Origin of the sequence: Morganella morganii (assembly GCF_019243775.1) — a bacterium.
Lineage (GTDB): Bacteria > Pseudomonadota > Gammaproteobacteria > Enterobacterales > Enterobacteriaceae > Morganella > Morganella morganii.
In genome coordinates this window covers 3723038-3745261 of record NZ_CP069157.1, presented here as the reverse complement: position 1 = coordinate 3745261, position 22224 = coordinate 3723038, and the positions used below count along the sequence as shown (strand labels likewise).

General features: G+C 48.1%; 19 protein-coding genes. 5 read left to right on the top strand and 14 right to left on the bottom strand.

Annotated elements, in window-relative coordinates; translation table 11 throughout:
• Position 1: 1 nt before the first annotated feature.
• The 6 genes from JL661_RS17855 to cpxR form a co-directional block, all read right to left on the bottom strand.
• Positions 2 to 1177: a CDP-glycerol glycerophosphotransferase family protein gene (locus tag JL661_RS17855; RefSeq protein ID WP_079549407.1), complete on the bottom strand. Its 1176-nt coding sequence runs from the start codon at positions 1175 to 1177 to the stop codon at positions 2 to 4.
• A gap of 14 nt (positions 1178 to 1191) precedes the next feature.
• On the bottom strand, positions 1192 to 1878 hold the full coding sequence (locus JL661_RS17850; protein WP_036417419.1) for an NTP transferase domain-containing protein: 687 nt from the start codon (positions 1876 to 1878) through the stop codon (positions 1192 to 1194).
• The gene (locus tag JL661_RS17845; protein ID WP_036417418.1) at positions 1875 to 2810 is read right to left on the bottom strand and encodes a DMT family transporter; all 936 of its coding nucleotides are present in this window, start codon (positions 2808 to 2810) and stop codon (positions 1875 to 1877) included. The genes JL661_RS17850 and JL661_RS17845 overlap by 4 nt, the downstream gene beginning before the upstream one ends.
• Entirely contained in the window at positions 2794 to 3690 is an 897-nt protein-coding gene (locus JL661_RS17840; RefSeq protein ID WP_046024810.1) for a choline kinase family protein, read from the bottom strand. Before JL661_RS17840 ends, JL661_RS17845 begins: the two co-directional genes overlap by 17 nt.
• Positions 3691 to 4190: 500 nt before the next feature.
• Positions 4191 to 5561 (bottom strand): envelope stress sensor histidine kinase CpxA, encoded by a 1371-nt coding sequence (cpxA, locus tag JL661_RS17835; protein ID WP_004236627.1) that lies wholly within the window; start codon positions 5559 to 5561, stop codon positions 4191 to 4193.
• On the bottom strand, positions 5558 to 6262 hold the full coding sequence (gene cpxR, locus JL661_RS17830) for an envelope stress response regulator transcription factor CpxR (RefSeq protein WP_004236626.1): 705 nt from the start codon (positions 6260 to 6262) through the stop codon (positions 5558 to 5560). The genes cpxA and cpxR overlap by 4 nt, the downstream gene beginning before the upstream one ends.
• A 154-nt stretch (positions 6263 to 6416) precedes the next feature.
• On the opposite strand from cpxR, the gene JL661_RS17825 reads away from it, so the two are divergent.
• Positions 6417 to 6914, top strand: coding sequence for a Spy/CpxP family protein refolding chaperone (locus JL661_RS17825; protein WP_015422390.1), 498 nt, complete (start codon positions 6417 to 6419; stop codon positions 6912 to 6914).
• A 189-nt stretch (positions 6915 to 7103) separates the two neighbouring features.
• Here the strand turns inward: JL661_RS17825 and JL661_RS17820 are convergent, their stop codons facing one another.
• The gene (locus JL661_RS17820; protein WP_225310109.1) at positions 7104 to 9557 is read right to left on the bottom strand and encodes an autotransporter outer membrane beta-barrel domain-containing protein; all 2454 of its coding nucleotides are present in this window, start codon (positions 9555 to 9557) and stop codon (positions 7104 to 7106) included.
• A gap of 977 nt (positions 9558 to 10534) precedes the next feature.
• Between JL661_RS17820 and pfkA the strand changes: the two genes are divergently transcribed.
• A complete protein-coding gene (gene pfkA / locus JL661_RS17815; RefSeq protein WP_004240806.1) occupies positions 10535 to 11512 on the top strand; it encodes a 6-phosphofructokinase in 978 nt (325 codons plus the stop codon).
• 382 nt (positions 11513 to 11894) lie between these two features.
• On the opposite strand, the gene tpiA is transcribed toward pfkA, so the two are convergent.
• Positions 11895 to 12665 carry a triose-phosphate isomerase gene (tpiA, locus tag JL661_RS17810; protein ID WP_073970194.1) on the bottom strand — a complete coding sequence of 257 codons (771 nt, stop codon included), beginning with the start codon at positions 12663 to 12665 and terminating at the stop codon, positions 11895 to 11897.
• A 133-nt stretch (positions 12666 to 12798) separates the two neighbouring features.
• The gene (locus tag JL661_RS17805) at positions 12799 to 13419 is read right to left on the bottom strand and encodes a DUF1454 family protein (RefSeq protein WP_032098020.1); all 621 of its coding nucleotides are present in this window, start codon (positions 13417 to 13419) and stop codon (positions 12799 to 12801) included.
• A 57-nt stretch (positions 13420 to 13476) separates the two neighbouring features.
• Here JL661_RS17805 and JL661_RS17800 point away from each other — a divergent pair, with 57 nt between their 5' ends.
• On the top strand, positions 13477 to 13905 hold the full coding sequence (locus JL661_RS17800; RefSeq protein ID WP_004236619.1) for a DUF805 domain-containing protein: 429 nt from the start codon (positions 13477 to 13479) through the stop codon (positions 13903 to 13905).
• 34 nt (positions 13906 to 13939) lie between these two features.
• Here JL661_RS17800 and fpr read toward each other — a convergent pair whose 3' ends face one another.
• Positions 13940 to 14689, bottom strand: coding sequence for a ferredoxin--NADP(+) reductase (fpr, locus tag JL661_RS17795; RefSeq protein ID WP_062773247.1), 750 nt, complete (start codon positions 14687 to 14689; stop codon positions 13940 to 13942).
• Between the two features lie 325 nt (positions 14690 to 15014).
• On the opposite strand from fpr, the gene emrD reads away from it, so the two are divergent.
• Complete coding sequence (gene emrD, locus JL661_RS17790; RefSeq protein WP_004236617.1) at positions 15015 to 16202, top strand: multidrug efflux MFS transporter EmrD; 1188 nt, start codon at positions 15015 to 15017, stop codon at positions 16200 to 16202.
• Positions 16203 to 16267: 65 nt separating this feature from the next.
• On the opposite strand, the gene glpQ is transcribed toward emrD, so the two are convergent.
• The 4 genes from glpQ to JL661_RS17770 all read right to left on the bottom strand — a co-directional run bounded on the left by glpQ (position 16268) and on the right by JL661_RS17770 (position 21455).
• The gene (gene glpQ, locus JL661_RS17785; RefSeq protein ID WP_062773250.1) at positions 16268 to 17350 is read right to left on the bottom strand and encodes a glycerophosphodiester phosphodiesterase; all 1083 of its coding nucleotides are present in this window, start codon (positions 17348 to 17350) and stop codon (positions 16268 to 16270) included.
• Positions 17351 to 17364: 14 nt separating this feature from the next.
• Positions 17365 to 18717: a glycerol-3-phosphate transporter gene (gene glpT / locus JL661_RS17780; RefSeq protein ID WP_036409018.1), complete on the bottom strand. Its 1353-nt coding sequence runs from the start codon at positions 18715 to 18717 to the stop codon at positions 17365 to 17367.
• 323 nt (positions 18718 to 19040) lie between these two features.
• Positions 19041 to 20567, bottom strand: a complete 1527-nt coding sequence (gene glpK / locus JL661_RS17775; RefSeq protein WP_046024803.1) for a glycerol kinase GlpK — start codon at positions 20565 to 20567, stop codon at positions 19041 to 19043.
• A 69-nt stretch (positions 20568 to 20636) separates the two neighbouring features.
• Positions 20637 to 21455, bottom strand: a complete 819-nt coding sequence (locus JL661_RS17770; protein ID WP_015422391.1) for an MIP/aquaporin family protein — start codon at positions 21453 to 21455, stop codon at positions 20637 to 20639.
• Positions 21456 to 21770: 315 nt separating this feature from the next.
• On the opposite strand from JL661_RS17770, the gene zapB reads away from it, so the two are divergent.
• The gene (zapB, locus tag JL661_RS17765) at positions 21771 to 22013 is read left to right on the top strand and encodes a cell division protein ZapB (protein ID WP_004236611.1); all 243 of its coding nucleotides are present in this window, start codon (positions 21771 to 21773) and stop codon (positions 22011 to 22013) included.
• The last annotated feature ends 211 nt before the right edge of the window (positions 22014 to 22224 follow it).

The following is a 22224-nucleotide window of genomic DNA, read 5'->3' as shown; positions in this document are numbered from 1 at the left end:
ATTATTTATTTCTAAGGTTATTTACAATATAGTCGTAGATAAGCTTGCTGCTACCATATTTAACTTGATTAAAGTAATTATTAATAAGTTCTCTTTTTTCCAGGAAATATTCATTATTAGTTAGAGACTGATGTATTTCATGAATAAACTCATTTTGAGTTTTTGGCTTAGGACCCGGAGTGGAAAAGTTGTAGTCGAAATTCAGTCCTACCTGGCTTTGATATGTTTCAATATCATATGGGAGAAATATAATTGGTTTATTTAATAATAGGAAATCAAAATATATACTGGAATAATCGGTGATTAAAAGATCAAAATGGGGCATAACATCCATAATCTCTTCACACTCATCAGAACTGAAAGAGCGTATCCATTTTGATTCTGAAATATTTATTTTTTGAAGATGATGAGGACGTAATAATAATAAATATTGGTTTTCCTCAAGAAATTGCTCTAACTGAGTCTGGGAAAAATCTTCAAATGGGAAAAATTGGGTATCTTCCCCGATCCAGCTTTTACCATAAATTCCTGCCCGCCATGTCGGAGCATACAGTATAATTTTTTTATACTCCGGAATATCCTTAATAAAGTAACTTAAATTCTTTGGTTCCTCAAAAAGCTTATCATTTCGTGGTTGCCCCATCGTTTTTATGACAGAATTCTTAATTAAGAAGCTTTTTGAATATATCTCTGCAAGATTATCAGATGTTGATGAGAATAATGTATAATGCCGTGCAAACATTTTTAGAGTAAGTGCTACCCGGAGTTTATTAATTCCGCTATAACCCATTAGGCCCACTTTTTTTAGTGGTATTCCATGCCATAAATTCACAAGTATTCTGTTCTTATGATTAAAAGGTGTTTTTAACGGAAAGCCACCATCAGTGATCCAAATTTTTGCTCGGGATATTAATTTTATATCTTCTTTGTACTTTGTTGTTATAAAGTAATCACCATATTCTTTTATTAGATCATTCCTTTTGGCATCATCATTTATAATATATTTTATTTCAAAATCTTCTTTTTTATTATCAATGATATATTCAAATAATGACCGAGAGTTGAATTTAAAATTATTTTTGTCAAAACTGAATATTGCTATGTTATTATCAGGCTTGTTAGTTAAAGATATTAACATATTTCTTATTGTTATAAGAATTAATTTTATTTTATTCATGGGTTTGTTTTTAATTAATTATTATATAACATAACAAGGCTATTATAATTTTCTATATTATCCATTTCGCCAGCGACATCAGATGAAACTTCATAAGTTTTCATGTTTAGGTCATGAATTATAGACATAGGGATATTATCCCAATAGAGCTTTGAATTATTTAGACTCGTTACATCAGTAAATTTTGGTAGCTCAGCTAAAATTTTTTCTGATTCAGCTGATTTCCAGTAAGAAATACCTAATAAAGAGGGGGCTGTTGGTTCTTTGATATCTATTCGTTCGATATATCCATTTCTGCCTAATACAGGAATCCATTCATGTTCAGGAGTTGTACGTTTTACAGTATAATAAAGGCTGTGTTCACTTTTGATAAAGATATTTTTCAGCAGTACAACATCAGCATCAATAACCAGAGTATCATTAAAATAATCGGCTATTTTCAAAAATGAATATATATTATTGTACTCTTGATACTGTTCATTATGTATCAGTATACAGCCATATTTTTCTTGCAGATATTCAAACTGATGTGCGAGATGACCGGTGACAATAACTATTTCAGTAATACCGAATTCTGACAGATATTGAATTGTTCTTTCAATATTAGGTATTCCACCGATAGGTAAAAGAGCCTTATGTGTTTTTTTTGTTATATCACCAAACCGGGAACCAAGACCAGCAGCTAAGATCACAGCATTCATTTTGCTAAAACTTCCTTTGATTGCAGATTTGTAATAAGCGCTCCGGCTATAATAATAGCTGAAAGCACTAATAATAAAGGCGATAACTCATACCCTAATAATGGGCCAAGAAGAATTGCCCAGGCAGAATAACTGATGTTTAGCCCCATCGCTTTTATTGGACCTAATTCACCTATTGCACGATAATAGAACAGGTATGAAAGGGCGCCAAAAATTGCAATTACAGCCATTGTCAATATCAGAGAATTATTCAGAATGATATCAGCGACAGCGAGTGCTTCTGTTTTAAAGAATAATGCAATTATCAGGAAGTAAATAACGGATGAGGTTAATTGCCTGAGAAATAATGCAATTTCATAGCTGAGATTATTTTTTAATGCATAAGAACAAATGGTACTTTCCAGTCCCCAGCCCACTGCGCAGCCTAGTGAAAATAAAAATCCAAGTAATGATATTTGGTTAAAACTATCAAGGTTTAGGCCAATATATGCAGTAGTAATAATAACCAGTAAAAGTCCCAGGAAATTTACAAAAGTTGTTTTTACTCTCAGAAATATATAAGCAAACAAGCAACCTAATGCCGGGTAAATAGTGGATATGGTAGCAGCTATTGAAGCATTACTGTAATAGATACCTAAAATATAACAGCTCATACCTATAGGGCCACCACTGAGAGCCGCAAGGCAGATTATGTAACTATCTCGTTGTTTCAGGGAGTTAACTAATTTTTTACTTCTTCCAGATAGAGTTATAAACGAAAATAACCATAACGATGAGAATAGGTCATGAAGGAAGGCGATACAAATAGAGAAAAGAATAGCATATTTTAGTGTATCGACTGATGATATATTATAGTCTACAAGTATTGTATCAAGTGCCCAGAGTACTCCTGATGCTAAACCAACAATAATAGACTTATTCAGTAGTTGCATATTTTTTCCTATGGAGATTCATTTGTTTTTGGCATTTTTTGTATCTGTCAATACCGTAGGTTCCAAATAAATTTTCATTTTTTTCTTTGATTAAAGTCCATATTGACCATAGAAAATTCTGGCATGCTTTATAAATTAATATTTTTTCTTTTATCGCTTCTGATTCAGAAGAATATTCGTTTAAATAATGATTTAAAAAAATATTCTCATCGTTATCAGATAAATGTGATTCTTCACAAAGTGCTGCAATATCCCAGATATTGTCATTCATTCCGGAATATTCCCAGTCGATGAGATAATAACCATTATCGTTATAGATGAAATTTTCAGGGACAGGGTCATTATGGCAAGGACAGATATTCAGACCTAATTTATTCAATCTTTCTTCAAAATATAAAAAATAAGATTCAGTCTCTGTGAAGTCAGGATAGCTGATCTGATTTTTATTTAAGTCACTCAGATAACGTTTATATTCTTCAAAAACATTGAAATGATTTTCAAATTTTAAATCTGACTGGTGCAAGGTTCGTAGTAATAATGCTATATTTTCCAGATTTACATCTTTGTTGATTATTTTTGGTGTTAGTGTGACAGCATTATTTATATATTCAGTTACTTTTATACCATTGTTGGTATTGTAATAATATAATTTGGGGTTTATTCCCAGTTCAGTAGCTAACTCACAGTTAGCCTTCTCATTTCCTCTGTTAATCAAAACATTAGTATTTTCACCCGGTAGTCTGACAACTGTTTTCGTATTTTGTGTTTCACAATAATAGTTTGTATTTGTCATTCCGCCGATTTTTTCTATTTTGACCGGAGGTTCAGCTATTGCAGAATGTACAATATCTGCAATAGTTGTATGGATATCATCTGCCATAAATAAATGTCAGCCATCATATTTATTAAAAGAATAGCTACCGCACTGGGTTACCGCTCCCAGAGTGCGCTATTGCGAGTGTATCTTACTGATTCTATTTAAGAATCGAGTCAGTAAGAGTTTTGGTGTGTTACAGAGGGCTGATTTTTCAATAAATTGGGGGGTTGTTTATACCCAATCAATCAGCTCTGTTTATATGTGCAGCCAAAGGCTAGTCCGATTACACGAACAGGTCAAGCATGATAACACTCGTGAGTCTTTCATTAAACGAACTTTATCCGGTTTAATGTGGCAATATTTTTCTTTAAATCTGTCTTTTTTGTGTTAACAGCAGAAAAAGTGTTACTTTAAGCCATAGCTATGGTTTATTACTTTTTCTAATCGGTACATGCACAATCACAGCAGAAATGTTTTATTACATCATATTGATGGCAATGGTAATTCCTGCTTAAGAAGGAAGAGTTACCGGGGGCTGATTTCCCCGGTAACTACAGAGAGCCTCAGCGTGGGTGCAGCGGCAGCCAGATTTCCAGGCGAAGTCCGCCGAGCGGGCTGTCGTTGGCGGTGACTTTACCGTTGTGCTGGCTGATAGCGGTGCTGACAATCGCGAGTCCTAACCCGGTGCCGCCGGATTCACGGTCGCGGGCTTCATCCGTGCGGTAGAACGGCCGGAAGATATGTTCGCGATCTTCCGGGCTGACACCCGGGCCGTCATCATCGACCACAATGCTGATACCTTTGGTGTCGGCACTGAATGCGACCTGAATATGCTGGTTTGAGTAACGCAGGGCGTTACGGACAATATTCTCAAATGCGCTGCCAAGTGCGGACGGGTTGCAGTAAATTGTCCACGGGCCCGGCGGTGAGGTGATTTCCAGCGTTTTATGGCGCTGTTCTGCCTCAAACTTCGCGTTGTCGAGAATGTCATCCCACAGCTCATTGGCCTTGATGTTCTGGCGCAGCAGCTCATTTTTGTGCTGACTGCGGGAGAGAACAAGCAGGTCATTGATCATGCCGTCGAGGCGGTGGGTCTCTGTCTCGATGCGTTCCAGCTCTTTACTTTCACCGTGGCGGCGGCGCAATAGTGCTGTAGCCAGCTGAAGCCGGGTGAGCGGGGTGCGCAGTTCGTGGGAGATATCGGATATCAGCCTCTGCTGTGCGTTCACCATGCGTTCAAGGGCGCTGATCATCTGGTTAAAACTGTTACCCGCCGCAAGGAACTCCTGGGGGCCGGCTTCCAGTTCCGGATGCTGGCGCAAGTTACCCTTGGCAACATCATCCGCCGCGTTTTTCAGTTTTCGTGCCGGTTTTGCCAGGCTCCACGCCAGCCAGAGCAGCAGCGGGGTGCTGATCAGCATGGTGGCGGCCAGTAACAGGAACGGGCGGTCAATCAGGAAGTTGATAAAATCAGACTGTGCGGTGTTCGCCGGGCGGATAAGATAAAGCTGATAGCGGTCTTCGCCGTCCCTGACTTCAAACGGCCCGAGCAGCTCAATGCGGCCGTAACGTTTCTTTTTCGGGTTGTCAGTGTTATCTGACTGACCCATAAAGTTACGGATGACCTGGGAATCATTGCGGATAGGCCCGATGATCCGGCCTTCAGTGGTGACAATAATCAGGCGCTTGTCCGGCGGCGTCCATTTTACCAGGGCGCGGGTCAGCCGCCGCCACCAGAGCAGGTCATTCGCCGGATCCTGTGCGAGATCAGATTCAATATGTTGCTGCAGCATCATCCCCTGTCGGTACTCGGCCTCCTGGAGCGGCATCAGCTGCCGGGAGTCGAGCTTCGGCACCATCAGCACCAGTAACAGCACCAGTGCCAGGGTAAACCAGAAGATGGCGAAAATCCGCGCCGTCAGGCTGCTTATCATGTTGCAGATACCATTAAGTAACCACGGCCGCGTAACGTTTTAAACCACGGCAGGCCGTCTGTGCGCTCCGGTAATTTGCGGCGCAGGTTGGAAATATGCATATCAATGGCGCGGTCAAACGGCGTCAGGCGTTTGCCCAGCACTTCCTGGCTTAAGTGTTCACGGCTGACCACCTGGCCGAGGTGCTGTGCCAGCAGGTAAAGCAGCGTGAACTCGGTTCCGGTCAGATCCAGTACTTCGTCACCGAAGCTGGCTTCCTGGCGGCCCGGGTTGAGCTGGAGTTTATCCACCATCACCACGGAAGAGTTACTGCTGCTGTCGCTCTGCTGCTGTTGCTCACTCCAGTTGGAGCGGCGCAGAATCGCGCGTATACGTGCCACCAGCTCGCGATCGTTAAACGGCTTCGGCAGATAGTCATCCGCACCCAGTTCGAGCCCCAGAACACGGTCAAGGTCACTGCCGCGTGCGGTCAGCATAATCACCGGAGTCTGGTAGTTCTGGCGCAGTTCTTTCAGGGTTTCAATCCCGTTTTTGCGCGGCATCATGATGTCGAGCAATAACAAGTCTATGGAATCGTCAAGGAGGGTCAGTGCCTGCTCGCCGTCATGTGCAATGACAACGTTGAACCCTTCCATATCGAGTAATTCTTTTAACAGCGAGGTTAATTCGCGGTCATCATCAACAAGCAGTATTTTATTCATTATTCACGTCCTCCACGTGCAAAATACGACAACAAACGTTTCTATTCCATGACTTTACGTTCTTTTACATGCTCTGACGCATGTTTGCAGCCGGGTGCGTATAGTTAATTCCAATGGGTCAGGTGACACAGACTCAGAAGTTTAAGGAGTTACTATGGGTAAGATAGCAACAATCACTTTAGCGTCAATGTTTGTGATGCAAAGTGCGCCGGGACTGGCGCAGGATTCAGAAAGTGATGGCTGCGTTACCCCGGTGCAGAGTCACAGTCAGTATAAAGGTATAACGACATCAGGGGGAGATGGTTATACCTCTATGTTGACCGGCATCCGGTTAACGGAAGAACAGCGGATGCAGTTGCGGGATCTGATGCACAATTACCGCGACCAGTTACGGAATGTCCGTAACCTTGCAGAAGATGATATTGCGCTGTACGAGCTGGTTAAGGCCGAAAAGTTTGATGAAACGGCCGTGCGTAATCAGCTTGAAAAGGAGATGCGCAAGCGGCTGGATTATCAGGTTGAGATGATACGGGTTCACCATCAGATGTATCAGTTACTCAACCCGGAGCAGAAAATGCAGCTGGATGCTAATTTTGAGCCGGAGAGTATTCATACCTCATCCGCCTCCTCCGCGCAGAATATGCCGGAATGAATTTGTCAGAGTAGTGAAGTCAGTAGAGTCGTTAAGTAGCACCCAAGAAGTTTTTCCTTGCCATAGACACCATCCCTGTCTTTTACAGCCCCTCTTGAGGGCTTTTTTTTGCCTGTTTTTTGGCGCCGGAGATGCCGTAGATAAAAAAAAGCGGCCTTGCGGCCGCCGTAACTGAATCACAACGGGAAATTAAAAGTTGTAGCGCACGCCGATATTGCCGTGCAGCGGCGATTCTGTTTTGTCGCCTTTGCGGTAATCGATTTCCGCATACGCCTGAATCTGCGGTGTGAAACGGACAGTCAACCCGCCGCCGGCTTTCAGGCTGTCACCGGAGAAATCGGTGTCGAACGTATTGCGCTGGTTAATGGTCACATCATTATTACTGATAAACTCATGTTGCCAGGCCAGTGTGGCGTAAGGGGTGATGATCACCTGATTGTTCAGGGTGAAATCTTTACCCGCGTGCAGGCCGAGTTCGGATTGCAGGGACTGCTGTGCATCCAGTTTTGCCTGCATATTATTGTTCAGATGAACTGATTTGCTGTCCGCACGCATATAGCTCAGGCGGGCATACGGTTCGGCCCAGAAGGCTTCCGGCAGATCAAAGGTGTAACCGGCCTCTGCGGATGCACCGTAAGCATTCTGTGAATAATCTCCGCGGATGCTGCTGCGGTTGGTGGAAACCGCACGTAACTCATTATTGAAATGGTTATATTTCAGCACACCATCGAGGTACCAGCCGTTATCTGAGAACCAGGTGGCATAACCACCGGCAGTAATACTGTCGATGCTGCTTTCGCCGCCGCGCTGATGCTTCAGTTTGACATCGTTATAGCCGGTAAAGACGCCGAGCAACAATTTGCCGTTTTCCAGCGGGACAGATTTATCCGCACCCAGCTCAAAACCGGCCTGATTCAGTTTAAAGTGTGTGTGTCCGGTGCCTGCACGGGTTCTGTCGCCGGTCAGACGCACCCAGACACCCGCATCACCCTGATTATCCCGTAATTCGCCGCGGCGGAACCGCAGATTGTCGAGTTCGTGATTAAAAATCAGCTGCGGCGCGGCAGCCATGGATAACACCGCATCGGTGGATGGTGTGGTTTTATCCTCAGGTACGACCGGCGGAACCGGTTTTTCAGGCTCGCCCGGCTCATCTTTCTGAGCGGCCAGATACCAGATTTTGCCGTCCTGCTCATCACGCTGATAGAGCGAGTACATATAGGTCCCGCCGTCCACCGCATCAATATTAGTGCCGTCGAGGGCGCTCAGGCGGAATTGTGCATTGCTGCTTTCGTCCGTGATTAAATCAAGACGTGATTCATCCGGACGGGTAATTTCAGCCCCGGAATCCTGTATATTCAGAGCATGATCACCACTGCTGTTACGGATAGTGAGGTAATCACCCTGTTGCTCGGCAATGGCCGTGTTCATATAGAATGTCTGGCTGCCGGAGAGATTTTCAATGATCAGATGGCTGTACCCGGCGTTGACCGGTGCAACAAACCGGACCTGACCCTGTCCGCTGAGCGAACCGGCAAAAGCGGCATTCCCGGTATCACCGGTGATCACCATCAGGGTGCTGTCCGGGCCGGATAAGATAACATTTTCCGCATAAGCTCCGGCATCCGCTGCCAGTTTGTCTTCTGAACCGGCAGTCAGCTGTACCTGCGACTGCTGATTAACAGTCGTGACGCCGAGGAGCTGTGCCCCTGCCGCCAGCCAGCTTTTGGCGCGATCATTCAGCGTGGTATCTGTCGCAGAGGAGCCGCTGTAAATACTTTGTACGGCGGTGTCATATAATTCGTTATTAATGGCTTGTCCGCCACCTTTAATAATCTGGGCGCCGCCGTTTTTTATCCGGTTAAATTCTGCAATACCGGCAGATGCAGATGCATTCTGATTGAAAATATATTGCTGGCCGCCGTCAACGGTTGTATTGGTTGCTTTGGAATCATCGACAACATATTGCCGTGCTCCGGCGTTTACGAGGGTATTATCGGCAAAACCTTTACCGTGCAGTTGCTGTAATCCGCCATCATTAATAATGGTGCTGTCCGCAAACCCGCCGGATTTCAGCATCTGAGCACCGCCGTTATTCACGACCGTATTCAGGGATTTACCATCCTGCTGGACATATTCATAACCGCCGTCATTGACCTGTGTACCGGTTGACTCCCCGCCCAGGTAAATAAATAATTTCCCGCCGCTGTTGACGATATTATTTTCAGACTTGCCCGGATCATCGGCTTTACCGGTATTACTGACATAAACGGTTCCGCCGTTGAGTACGGAATCTTTTAATGTTCCGCCGTCCAGAACACGGATTAATCCGCCGCTCTGAATATCAATACGGCTGCCGGTGGCCGGGAAACCGGTGTGATAGCCGTCCCAGGCAATATGGGTTGTTTTATCAATCCAGACTTCAGCGCCGCCCTGAACCTGAGAATCCTCAAACAGGCCGAGTACGCTGAGTTTACTGCCGCTCAGCATGGTCAGATTCTGAGCAATGCCGACATAATCTGTTGGCTTACCTTCTACCCAGGCACCAATTTCATAGCAATCATCAGCGGTCATTTCACCGGTGAAAGGTGCGCTTCCTGTCAGGCCCACATTTTTACGGCTGCCGCAAAATGTTTCTGCCATAACTAATGATGGTACGGTTGAACATAAGACGGCAATAATGGAAAGGTGTAAAAGTTTCTTTTTTGTTTTCATTAGTTATTCCCTGGTGTCGGTATATATAACGAAAGCCATTTCGTCAGACGGAAATGGTAAATTTAAAAGGTGTAAATTTTATTTATGAGATGAGTATCTTATTTAAGGTTTGTTTAATCAATGGGAGCGAAAATGCATATTTAAGTGATTTTTTTAAGATTCATTGACGGTAATGAATCTTAATACACATTATGAATGAAGCTAATCTGATGGTTTTTTTATTTCTTTGGTCAGAATAAAGCTCTGGTTATGTCTGTTTTTGGGTTATTTTTGTTATTTAAATTCCATATTTGATTTATCAGGGGTAATGGATATACCCGCGACATGCGTAATAGCGGCGGTGTAATAAATATTAATTTAGTATGACAAAATATTACTGATATCTGTTTTTCAAATCCGGCCATAAATTATATTCAATAATTGCAAAAAAATATTATATAAATTTCTATTGCATTATTTATGTCACGATGTGAGTAATGAAATAATTTCTTACGGTTTGTTTTTGTTAATTACATAATGTGCGGTAAATCCGGATATATATTCTTTCCCGGATATGCCTTTTATTTCAGATCCTGCTTTTGACCCCTGCTTTTCCGGTAACGCATTATTTGTGAAAAAAATGTTTCATATCCGCTAATTATTTTTTGTTTTTCGGGTATCCTTAACGGGTATGCTGAGTAATCCTGCGGTTATGACAGGCCTGTGTTTCCGGTGTCTCAAAATGACAAAAAAATCCGCAAAGATAGGTGCATCCGGCTAAACCTTATCTTACTATAGGATTAGGTGAATCAATTCAGCAATGCGTTACAGCAGTGAATTCCCGAAGCCTGACCGGGGAAGCGTGATAACATGCCGCTCAGGTTTTTCAGATTTACACATATTACATCTGCAAATCAGAGGTCATCATGAGCAAGAAGATCAAACGAATCGGTGTGTTGACAAGCGGCGGTGATGCGCCGGGCATGAATGCTGCAATCCGTGGCGTTGTCCGCGCTGCGCTGTCAGAAGGGCTGGAAGTTATCGGGATTTATGACGGCTATCTCGGCCTGTATGAAAACCGGATGAAACAGCTCGACCGCTTCAGTGTCTCTGATGTGATCAACCGTGGCGGTACCTTCCTCGGGTCGGCGCGTTTCCCGGAATTCCGTGATGACAAAGTGCGGGAAACCGCGATTGAAAATTTGCGCAAAAATGGCATCGACGCGCTGGTGGTTATCGGCGGGGACGGTTCTTATCTCGGTGCCAAAAAACTGACCGAAGCGGGTTTCCCGTGTATCGGCCTGCCGGGTACTATCGATAATGACGTGGCGGGAACCGACTACACCATCGGCTATTTTACCGCACTGGAAACCGTGGTTGAAGCTATCGACCGTCTGCGTGATACCTCCACTTCCCACAAACGTATCTCTATTGTAGAAGTGATGGGCCGCTATTGCGGTGACCTGACACTGTCCGCTGCCATTGCCGGGGGCTGTGAATTTATCGTTCTGCCGCCGAATGAAGTGGAATACAGCAGTGATGAACTGATTGCAGAAATCAAAGCCGGGATTGATAAAGGCAAACGCCATGCGATTGTGGCGATCACCGAACATGTCACCGACGTGTATGAGCTGGCGCGGCAGATAGAGGCGACAACACATCACGAAACCCGTGCAACGGTACTGGGGCATATCCAGCGCGGCGGCTCGCCGGTGGCGTATGACCGCATCCTGGCATCCCGCATGGGTGCTTATTCTATTCAGTTACTGCTGGAAGGTTACGGCGGCCGCTGTGTCGGGATCCAGAATGAAAAACTGGTTCATCACGATATTATTGATGCGGTAATGAATATGAAGCGGGTGTTTAAGAAAGACTGGTATGAGACCGCGAAGAAACTCTACTAAAAATCCTCGTCATCCTTCAGCCTGTGGCCGCGTTGGCTTCATTCATCGCCCGGGTCACATACTGATGTATGCTCCCCGGACTCTTTATTTTGCCGCCTTGCCACAGACTGAATGATTTAGAGGATTGTGCGAATTGTCCTTCAGCCTGTGGCGGTGTTGGCTTCATTCATCGCCCGGGTCACATACTGATGTATGCTCCCCGGACTCTTCATTTTGCCGCCTTGCCACAGACTGAATGATTCAGAGGATTGCGTGAATTTTTTAAAGATAATACCTGATGACTCAATTTGGGATTGATCAGAATAAAAAGAAGCGGTTTGCACAGTAACAGGCACAAAAAAAGCGGCGATTTCGCCGCTTTTTGCTGTCCGGAGTCCGGAGATTATTTTGCGGCTTTTGCTGCCGCTGCGGCTTTGACGATCACGGCGAAAGCATCTGCTTTCAGTGATGCGCCGCCGACTAATGCACCGTCGATATCCGGCTGGGTAAACAGCTCTGCGGCGTTTTTATCATTTACAGAACCGCCGTACTGGATAATAACCTGCTCTGCCACTTTCGCATCTTTCTTCGCGATATGGCTGCGGATAAATTTGTGTACTGCCTGTGCCTGCGCAGGAGTAGCGGACTTGCCGGTACCGATAGCCCAGATTGGCTCATACGCGATGACGGCGCCGAGGAATGCATCCGCACCCTGAGTGTTCAGAACGGCATCAATCTGACGTGAGCAGACTTCTTCGGTTTTACCCGCTTCATTTTCTGCTTCGGATTCACCGATGCACAGTACCGGGGTCAGACCCAGTTTTTTCAGGATCGCGAATTTCTCTGCCACTAATTCATCACTCTCACCGTGGTAAGTGCGGCGCTCGGAGTGGCCGATAATGATGTATTGTGCGCCGATGTCTTTCAGCATTTCAGGGGAGGTTTCACCGGTGAACGCACCGGAGAGATTCAGACCGGTATCCTGGGCACCCAGTACAATGGAGGAGCCCGCCAGAACCTGTTTGGCCTGAGAGAGATAAATTGCCGGTGGTGCGATCGCAACATCACATCCGGTGACATTGCCGATTTCATGACGCAGAGCGGTGATCAGCTCATAAACCATTTTACTGCTGCCGTTCAGCTTCCAGTTACCCATGACTAAGGGATGTCGCATTGTATTTCCTCCTGCCGGAATGAGTTAAATGACTTAAGCTTTATTACCATTGTCCGCGCAGAGCGGCGAACAGGCAAACAGAGAGACAGTATAGTGAAAGCGGCGCGAAATAGCTTTGCTTTTCGGCCACTGTTTACTGTGCCGTATCACTATTAGATAGCGAAAGCTTAATCGGTTCAATAGCGAAAGTTACCCCATTTTTGTCATCAACTACCAGAAGATAGCGTAATGCACCGAATTGAGAGGCGTAAGTGCCGGTTTTGAAATCCGTCGCCAGTGCCCGGCTCAGGGCGGCATCAATATTGTTTTTATTGAGCGTCGGTTCGAACTGAATAATCAGTGCCTTAATATAGGCCAGCATCAGGGCTCGGTTGGTTTTTTCCGCTGCACTGTCTGCACCGGGCAGCAGTGTCAGCTGGAGACTTTTGATTTTTTCACTGTCGCGCTCAAGGATGGCGGAAGAGTAAATATAAGGGCTGATGCGGGTTGCCGCCCGCAGATAGCTGGCGGTAATGTCGTTTGAGGCCACGACTTTGTATTCCCGTAATGGCAGCGACGGGTTGTTGCGGTTAAACTGTTCGCGCATAACGGGGATGGTGATGCCGAAAGCAGGGGCATCCGCCTGAAGCCAGAGTGTTTCCGGCGGGCAGGGGATGGGGATCAGTACCGCGTCACCGGCCGCAGCCGGTGTGACGGGCAGCAGCGTGCATCCCGCTGTCAGGGCGGCCAGTGCGGTTTTTTTGACTGCGTTCATAGCGACTCCCTGTGGTCCGTCTGCAATATAACCAGTGTACACGATTAGGAAAGAGAAATGACACTACAACAATGGGCGTTTTCGTTTCACGGGCGGATCGGCCGCAAAGCATTCTGGGCGGGGATCGGCGTGTGCGGCGCAGTGCTGTTTCTCCTGATGTCATTACAGGGGCTGTTTAAGCTGCCTGTTGAAGTGATTATGGTGCCGGTGCTGATGGTGATGTATCCCGCCGCCGCGATTTTTACCAAACGCCTGCATGACCGCAACAAGCGCGGCGGCTGGGCGTTAATGCTGGTGATGGCGTGGGCACTGACCACGCCGGACTGGAGCCTCGCCGGTGATTTCTGGCAGTGGGGGCTGGGGCGTTTTCTGCCGATTTTTATCGTGATGATAATGGTGCTCGACTGCGGTGTGTTTAAAAGTCTTGATGAGGGCAACCGCTTCGGGGAGAGCACACAGCCGGTGGATAAAATCGACAGCCACTGAGGCAGAGACAGCGGGCGAACCCGCGGTCAGGGTATCACCAGTATTGCTCGCTGGTGATATGGCCGGGTTTGCGGCGCAGGTGTTTGCGCATTTCCCGCCCAGTTTTCAGCAGATTTTGTGTGTCTTTCACCATCTCCGGGTTACCGCACAGCATCACATGGCTGTTTTCGGCGGTCAGCGGTAATCCGGCGGCGGCTTCCAGTTCACCGGAACTGATCAGCGCCGGTACCCGGCCATGCAGTGAGCCTTCCGCATGCTCCCGGCTGACGACAGTCACGATCCGCAGTTTGTCACTCCCGATTTTTTTCTGCAGTTCCCGCATCAGCGGCAGATAGCTCAGGTCGGCGGCATAGCGCACAGCATGCACCAGCACAATATGACGGAACCGCTCCAGATCTTTGCCATATTGCAGAATGGATAAAAACGGGCCGATGGCGGTGCCGGTGGAGAGCATCCAGAGGGTGTCGCAGTCCGGTACTTCATCAAGCACAAAAAAACCGGCCGCTTCATCGGTGATCAGCAGTTCATCTCCCGGGGTCAGGGCTGCCAACTGCGGGCTGAGTTTACCGTCGCCGACAGTGACCAGATAAAATTCGAGGTCATCATTGTCCGGTGCATTAACATAAGAATAAGCGCGCTGTGTGCGTTCGCCGTCAATTTCCAGGCCGAGTTTGGCGAATTGTCCCGCTGTAAAGGGAAGGACAGGTGCCTGAACATGCAGGCTGAATAAGGTATCAGTATGGTGTGTGATACGTGTGACACGTCCTGTGATCCAGTTTGACATGCATAACCTCCGTCAGTCGCAGAATGGTCGTTATTAATATGTAAACCAGTGTAATAAGCCAACGGGGAAAAATGTATCGATTAAATGCGTCAGAGGATCCTGTCGCATGAATACGATAAATCAGGATGAACTGTACAGTTTAGTTGCCGGAAACAGCATAAAAACGGTCGTTCTGTTACAAAAATAAATGTGTGAACTATCTCCCAAAATTTTTTTAATTTGCTATTTTATACGGTATCGCAAGTATGACTGATTCCGGCCGTGATTAATGCTGCCGGAATTGTGCTGTGCCCTCCCGGTGACAATGTAAAGACTGACAATAAAAATGAAAAAACTGGAAAATTTTCATCTGCTGGTAATGCTGATTGCGCTGATTGCTGTCGGGCAAATGACGCAGACAGTGTATGTGCCTGTAATAACGGATATTGCGCTGGATTTCGGTAAACCGGCGGGTGCCGTGCAGAGCGTGATGGCGGCGTATTTATTTACTTATGGTGCATCCCAGCTTATTTACGGGCCGATTTCAGATAAAGTCGGCCGCCGTCCGGTGATCCTCACCGGGTTATTTATTTATGTGTTATCCACGACTGCCGCGCTGTTTTCACCGAATCTGACTATGCTGGTGATTGCCAGCGGGTTACAGGGGCTGGGGACCGGGGTGGCCGGGGTGATGGCACGGACCATGCCGCGTGACTTATACACCGGAATTTCCCTGCGTTACGCCAACAGCCTGCTGAATATGGGGATCCTGGTCAGCCCGCTTATCGCCCCGATGCTCGGCGGTGCACTGGCATTTTTCTTCGGCTGGCGTGCCTGTTATGCGTTTCTGCTCCTGCTCGGTCTGGCGGTGGGTTACAACATGTGGCACAAACTGCCGGAAACCCGTCCGCCGATGAAAGAGAAACCTAAAATGTGGGCCTCTTTCCGTCTGCTGCTGACCAACCGGACATTTGTGCCGTATCTGGCGATGCTGATATGCGGCCTGGCCGGGGTGGCGGTATTTGAGGCATCCAGCGGTGTGCTGATGCGTGACGGCCTGGGGCTGGGCAGTATGGCGGTGAGTATTCTGTTTATTCTGCCGATACCTGCGGCATTTTTCGGTGCCTGGTTTGCCGGGCGTGACAGCAAATCCTTCAGTTTTCTGGTGTGGTGTGCGGTAATCTGCTGTCTGGTGGCCGGGGCGCTGATGTGGATCCCGGGGCTGCTGGGCGTGATGAATGTCTGGACCTTACTGATCCCTGCTGCGCTGTTTTTCTTTGGTGCCGGGATGCTGTTCCCGCTGGCCACCACGGCGGCCATGGAGCCGTTCCCGTATCTGGCGGGGGCTGCGGGTGCGCTGGTGGGCGGATTGCAGAATGTGGGCTCTGGTGTTGCCACCTGGATTTCCGCACTGATGCCGCAGGGCGGACAGGGCAGTGTCGGTCTGCTGATGCTGGCGGTCTCTGTGATTATGGTGTTGTGCTGGCTGCCTCTGGCTCACCGGTTGCAGAATCAGCAGCCGATGGCATCCTGAGTCAGACTGCTGATATAAGAAAACGGGCACAATAGTGCCCGTTGTTTTGTTCCGCAGCGGGGTGATCACTGATGCAGTTTATGTTTTTGCAGAAACTGTATGCCTTTGTCCGGAAAATCAGTAAATAACCCTTCTGCTCCGGCCTGAATATAAATAGCATCAAATAACTGTTCAGTGTTTTCCGCATACGGCGGCAAGGCATCCGCGCGGACAGTAAACGGATGGATCATCAGTTGCGAAGCGTGTGCCTCTTTTGCCATCGGCGTCAGAGTGATGTGACCCGGTTTGGACTCCTTGCTGATAAGCATATGATAATCAGGCCCGATACCATCAGCATATGCTGCGATTTTACTCATCGCACCGGGAGCCATCATCCAGTCGTAGTTATAGTTGACCCATTTGCCTTCCGCATTCTGTTCAAATGTTTCCTGCCAGTCGGTGTAAGCGATCAGCTGTATCAGCATCAAATCCATCTTCATTTCCGGCATCAGCTCATTTTTGATGCGCTTTAATTCATTCGGATCGAAACACTGAAGAAATACCCCGGAATCTTTAGTCTGGTAGCCGTAGGCTTTCAGCACTTCCAGGGTTTTACGGGTGATATCTTTACCTTCCTGACGGTGGAACCACGGCGCTTTGATTTCGGGGTAAATCCCGGTATTTCTTCCGGTGGAATGGTTCAGACCCTGAATGAACTCAAGTTCTTCCTGAAAGGTATGAATACGGAAATCTGATTTTCCCATCGGAAAACGACCCGGATATTTTTGTACGGCTTTACCATTTTCGATTTCAAACCCCTCGGTAAATTTCAGGGATTTAATTTCCGCGAGGGTAAAATCGATGGCGTAGTAACGGCCATCTTTACGTGCGCGATCCGGAAAGCGTTTTGCCACATCGGTAACACGGTCAAGGTAATGATCATGCAGGACGATGAGCTCATCATCTTTGGTCATCACCAGATCTTGTTCCAGATAATCAGCACCCTGTGCATATGCCATCGCTTTGGCCGGCAGGGTATGCTCCGGCAGATAGCCGCTGGCACCGCGATGTGCAATCACAATCTTATTGTCTGCCGCAAAAGCGGCAGAGCCGCAGAGCATGGCACCCGCAAGGGCACTGACAAGATAAAACTGACGGGATATATTCATCTGTCTGTCTCCGCTTAGGCTTTATTGCGGGCGATTTCATCGTGGTGTTTTTTCTCACCACGCATCACCACAACTAACAGGATCACAGCGAGCACACTGCCGCCAATCATCACACCGAAACCGCCGTCCCAGCCGAAATAATCCACGGTAAAGCCGACGATGGCACTTGCTGCCACAGAACCGCCGAGATAGCCGAATAATCCGGTGAATCCGGCAGCTGTACCGGCGGCTTTCTTCGGTGCCAGTTCCAGGGCATGCAGGCCGATCAGCATGACCGGGCCGTAAATCAGGAAGCCGATGGTGATCATACACGCCATATCAACAGACGGGTTACCCGCCGGGTTGAGCCAGAAGACCACGGTGGCAATCGTCACCAGCGTCATAAAGAACACCCCGGTTGCACCACGGTTTCCTTTAAAGACTTTATCTGACATCCAGCCGCACAGCAGAGTGCCCGGGATCCCCGCCCATTCATACAGGAAATAGGCGACAGAATAGCCTGTTATATCGAAATGTTTGACTTCCCTGAGATAGGTCGGTGACCAGTCGAGAACGCCGTAACGCAGCAGATAAACAAAGACGTTAGCAACAGCGATATACCACAGTAACTTATTCGGCAGAATGTATTGCATGAAGATCTGTTTTGCCGTCAGTTCAACTTCGCTGTTCTCTGTGTAATCATCAGGATAGTCGTTTTTGTACTCTTCGATTGGTGGTAAGCCACAGGATTGCGGGGTATCCCGCATCAGGGCAAATGCGATGAGTGCCACCAGAATGGCCGCAAATGCCGGCATATAAAACGCCGCTTTCCAGTCACCGAACCAGTACATCCCCAGCAGCATCAGCATCGGCGGTAAGCCGCCGCCTACGTTATGGGCACAGTTCCAGATTGATACAATTCCGCCGCGCTCCCTCTGTGACCACCAGTGCACCATGGTGCGTCCGCACGGCGGCCAGCCCATCCCCTGGAACCATCCGCAGAGAAACAGCAGAATAGCCATAATCCAGACGGAAGAGGTTGCCCAGTCGCAAAAGCCCATGATAAGCATGACAGCCGAGGCAAGGATAAGCCCGGTCGGGAGAAAATAGCGCGGGTTAGCCCGGTCAGAAAACGATCCCATGATAAATTTGGAAAGACCATAAGCAATGGAGATCGCAGACAATGCCGTTCCCAGTTCGCCTTTGGAAAATCCCTGCTCCATCAGGCTGGGAAAGGCGAGGGCGAAATTTTTCCGGACCAGATAATAGGCAGCATAGCCAAAAAAGATACCAATAAAAATTTGCCAGCGCAGACGGCGGTATACCGGATCAATGCGATCAGCACTGAGCCTTTGAATATGCGGTGCGGGTTTAAACAGGCTTAGCATAGACATCCCCCTCGCTAAGTATTTGTCAGTATTTGGTGGCGAAGTTTACCGGAACATCAGCGGTTTTCTTCATATATTTTCCTTTTCGCTCACAGAATATTCGATTTAATTCGTTATTACTGTGAATGTCAGCACATGCGGTTACATACTGATTACAGTTGGTTGTTTTTTGTGATCTCTGACGGGTATCCGGGGGTTTGGTCTGCAGATATGTGCTTTTACCGGGTGGGGCGGGTTTTTGTTCTGGTGGTGATTATTGTTTTCGCACATAAAAAACCGCCGGTATTAACCGGCGGCAGAGAGCAAAGAAAAGGAAAGAGGAATTAGTTGTGGTCTTCCCAGTCCTGTGCGCGGGCAACGGCTTTTTTCCAGCCGCTGTAGCGGACATTCCGTTCGGTGGTTTCAATGCCCGGACGGAAGGTTTTCTCGATGGTGGATTTGGCTTTGATTTCCTCGAGATCCTGCCAGAACCCGGTGGATAACCCGGCCAGCAGTGCCGCACCCAGTGCAGTACTTTCGCGGATCAGCGGGCGTTCCACTGACGTGCCCAGGATATCGGACTGGAACTGCATCAGGAAATTGTTTGCCACCGCACCGCCATCGACACGCAGCGCCTTCAGACGGGTTCCGGCATCGGCCTGCATGGCTTCCAGCACGTCGCGGGTCTGATAGGCGATAGATTCCAGGGTGGCGCGGATCAGGTGATTGCTGTTCACACCCCGGGTCAGGCCGAAAATAGCACCGCGCGCATACGGATCCCAGTAAGGTGCGCCCAGGCCGGTAAAGGCAGGCACCACATACACACCGTTGCTGTCTTTGACTTTGGTGGCGAAGTATTCGGAATCGGTGGCATCGGCAATGATTTTCATCTCATCGCGCAGCCACTGGATGGAGGCACCGGCCACAAATACCGCGCCTTCAAGGGCATAATTCACTTCACCGCGCGGACCGCAGGCGATAGTGGTCAGCAGGCCGTGTTCGGACAGTACCGCTTCGTTACCGGTGTTCATCAGCAGGAAGCAGCCGGTGCCGTAGGTGTTTTTCGCCATGCCCGGCTGAACACACATCTGGCCGAACAGCGCCGCCTGCTGGTCACCGGCGATACCGGAGATAGGAATACGGGTGCCGCCTTTCCCGCCGATGTTGGTTTTGCCGTAGATTTCCGAGGACGCTTTCACTTCCGGCAGCATGGCGCGCGGAATACCGAACAGGTCGAGGATTTTCTGATCCCACTCCAGTGAGCGGATGTTATACAGCATGGTGCGCGAGGCGTTGGTGTGATCGGTGACGTGTACGCGTCCCTGGGTCATGCGCCAGACCAGCCAGGTATCGACAGTCCCGAACAGTAATTCTCCTTTCTCCGCCTTCTCCCGCGCACCTTCGACATTGTCGAGGATCCACTTCACTTTGGTGCCGGAGAAATACGGGTCAATCACCAGGCCGGTATTTTCCCGGATATAGCGGACCATCTCTTCATTCTGTTTGAGACCGGTGCAGTAATCTGCTGTCCGGCGGCACTGCCAGACAATCGCATTATAAACCGGTTTGCCGGTCTCTTTTTCCCAGACGATGGTGGTTTCGCGCTGGTTGGTGATACCGATAGCTGCGACTTCGTCCGGATGCACGTCAGTTTTGGCGAGGACTTCTGTTAAGACTGAGCTCTGTGTGGCCCAGATTTCCATCGGGTCATGTTCCACCCAGCCCGGTTTCGGGTATATTTGGGTGAATTCGCGCTGCGCGATATCGATAATATTGGCATTACGATCAAAAAGTACCGCCCGTGAACTGGTGGTTCCCTGATCCAGCGCGACGATATACTTTTTCTCACGGGTGATTGTTTCTGTTGTCATAATTAAACCTGTTTTATTTCTGAGTGAACAAACACGCGATAACGTCAGAGTACGTGATTCGCTGCGGTATTATTTTTCGTCCCCGGTATTACACACTTCGCACGGCAGATGGCGGCCGATCAGCTTGCGGTAACCGAATGCACCGAGTAACCCGCCGACGATCGGCGCAAACATCGGTACCAGGAAATACGGGATATCACGCCCGCCGGTGAAGGCAATATCTCCCCAGCCTGCAAGGTATGCAACCACTTTCGGGCCGAAGTCACGGGCAGGGTTAAGGGCGAAGCCGGTCAGCGGACCGAAGGAGCCGCCGATAACCGCAATCAGCAGACCAATCAGCAGTGGTGCCAGCGGGCCGCGCGGTACACCGTTGCCGTCATCGGTCAGTGCCAGGATAAGACAGACGAGGATAGCGGCGATCACCACTTCGATAAAGAACGCCTGACCCACGCTGACCGGTGCTGCCGGATAGGTGGAGAAAACCCCGGCGGTAAAGAGGCTTTCCTGTGAGCCGCGGACAATATGATGCACCTGGTCATAATCGAGGAACACATTGTAATACATGGCATAAACCAGCGCTGCAGCGGCAAACCCGCCGAGGAACTGGGCCACAATATACGGAATCACTTTGCGGCGCTCAAAGCAGGCAAACAGCCAGAGCGCGAGTGTGACAGCCGGGTTAAGATGTGCGCCGGAGATCCCGGCTGTCAGATACACCGCCAGTGCCACACCCAGACCCCAGATGATACTGATTTCCCATAATCCCAGTTGTGCACCGGCGATACGAACCGCGGCCACACAGCCTAAACCAAAGAAGACCAGCAGTGCTGTACCCAGGAATTCGGAGAGACATTGTCCGAAGAGGGTCGGAGATTTCATTAGACTCATAGTATCAATCCTGATAGTGCAAAATTAGGGTGAAATAAGTGCAAATTATTAACAAATAATGTTCTTCGTGTATCAGACGTATGTCTTAGTGTGAATTTATCGTTAATGAGCGGAAACGAGAAATAACGAAATCAAAAACTGTGGATCTCGTCAACAAATTGAGCGATTTCGCTTATTTTATAACAAGCGAGCAACATTCAGGCGAATATCAGCCGGATTTTATTCTGCTGCATTATGGGGAATACACGGGATGTGACTGGACACATTGATAACACCTACTTACAATCAGAGCATCGCTTACAAGGAGGACGCAAGATGTCATTTGAAGTATTTGAAAAGCTGGAAGCAAAAGTCCAGCAGGCTATCGACACCATCACCCTGTTACAGATGGAAATCGACGAATTAAAAGAAACGAACAACAACCTGAACCGCGAAGTGCAGAATGCAGCCGGTGCCCGTGAGTCACTGGTGCGTGAAAACGAGCAGCTGAAGCAGGAACAGGCAGGCTGGCAGGAGCGTCTGCGGGCTTTACTCGGAAAAATGGACGACGTCCAGTAATTACGCGTCATCCTTCGCCCTGTGGCTGTGTTGGTTTCGCTCAGCTCCCCGGTCACATACTGGTGTATGCTCCCGGGGCTCTTCGCTTCACCGCCTTGCCACAGAACGAATGATTTAGCGTAATCGCGGTATTGCTGCAAAACGAATAATTGAGTGTTATGCGGTTTTTATCTTGTGTCATAACGACAAAAGGGCGGATATCCGCCCTTTT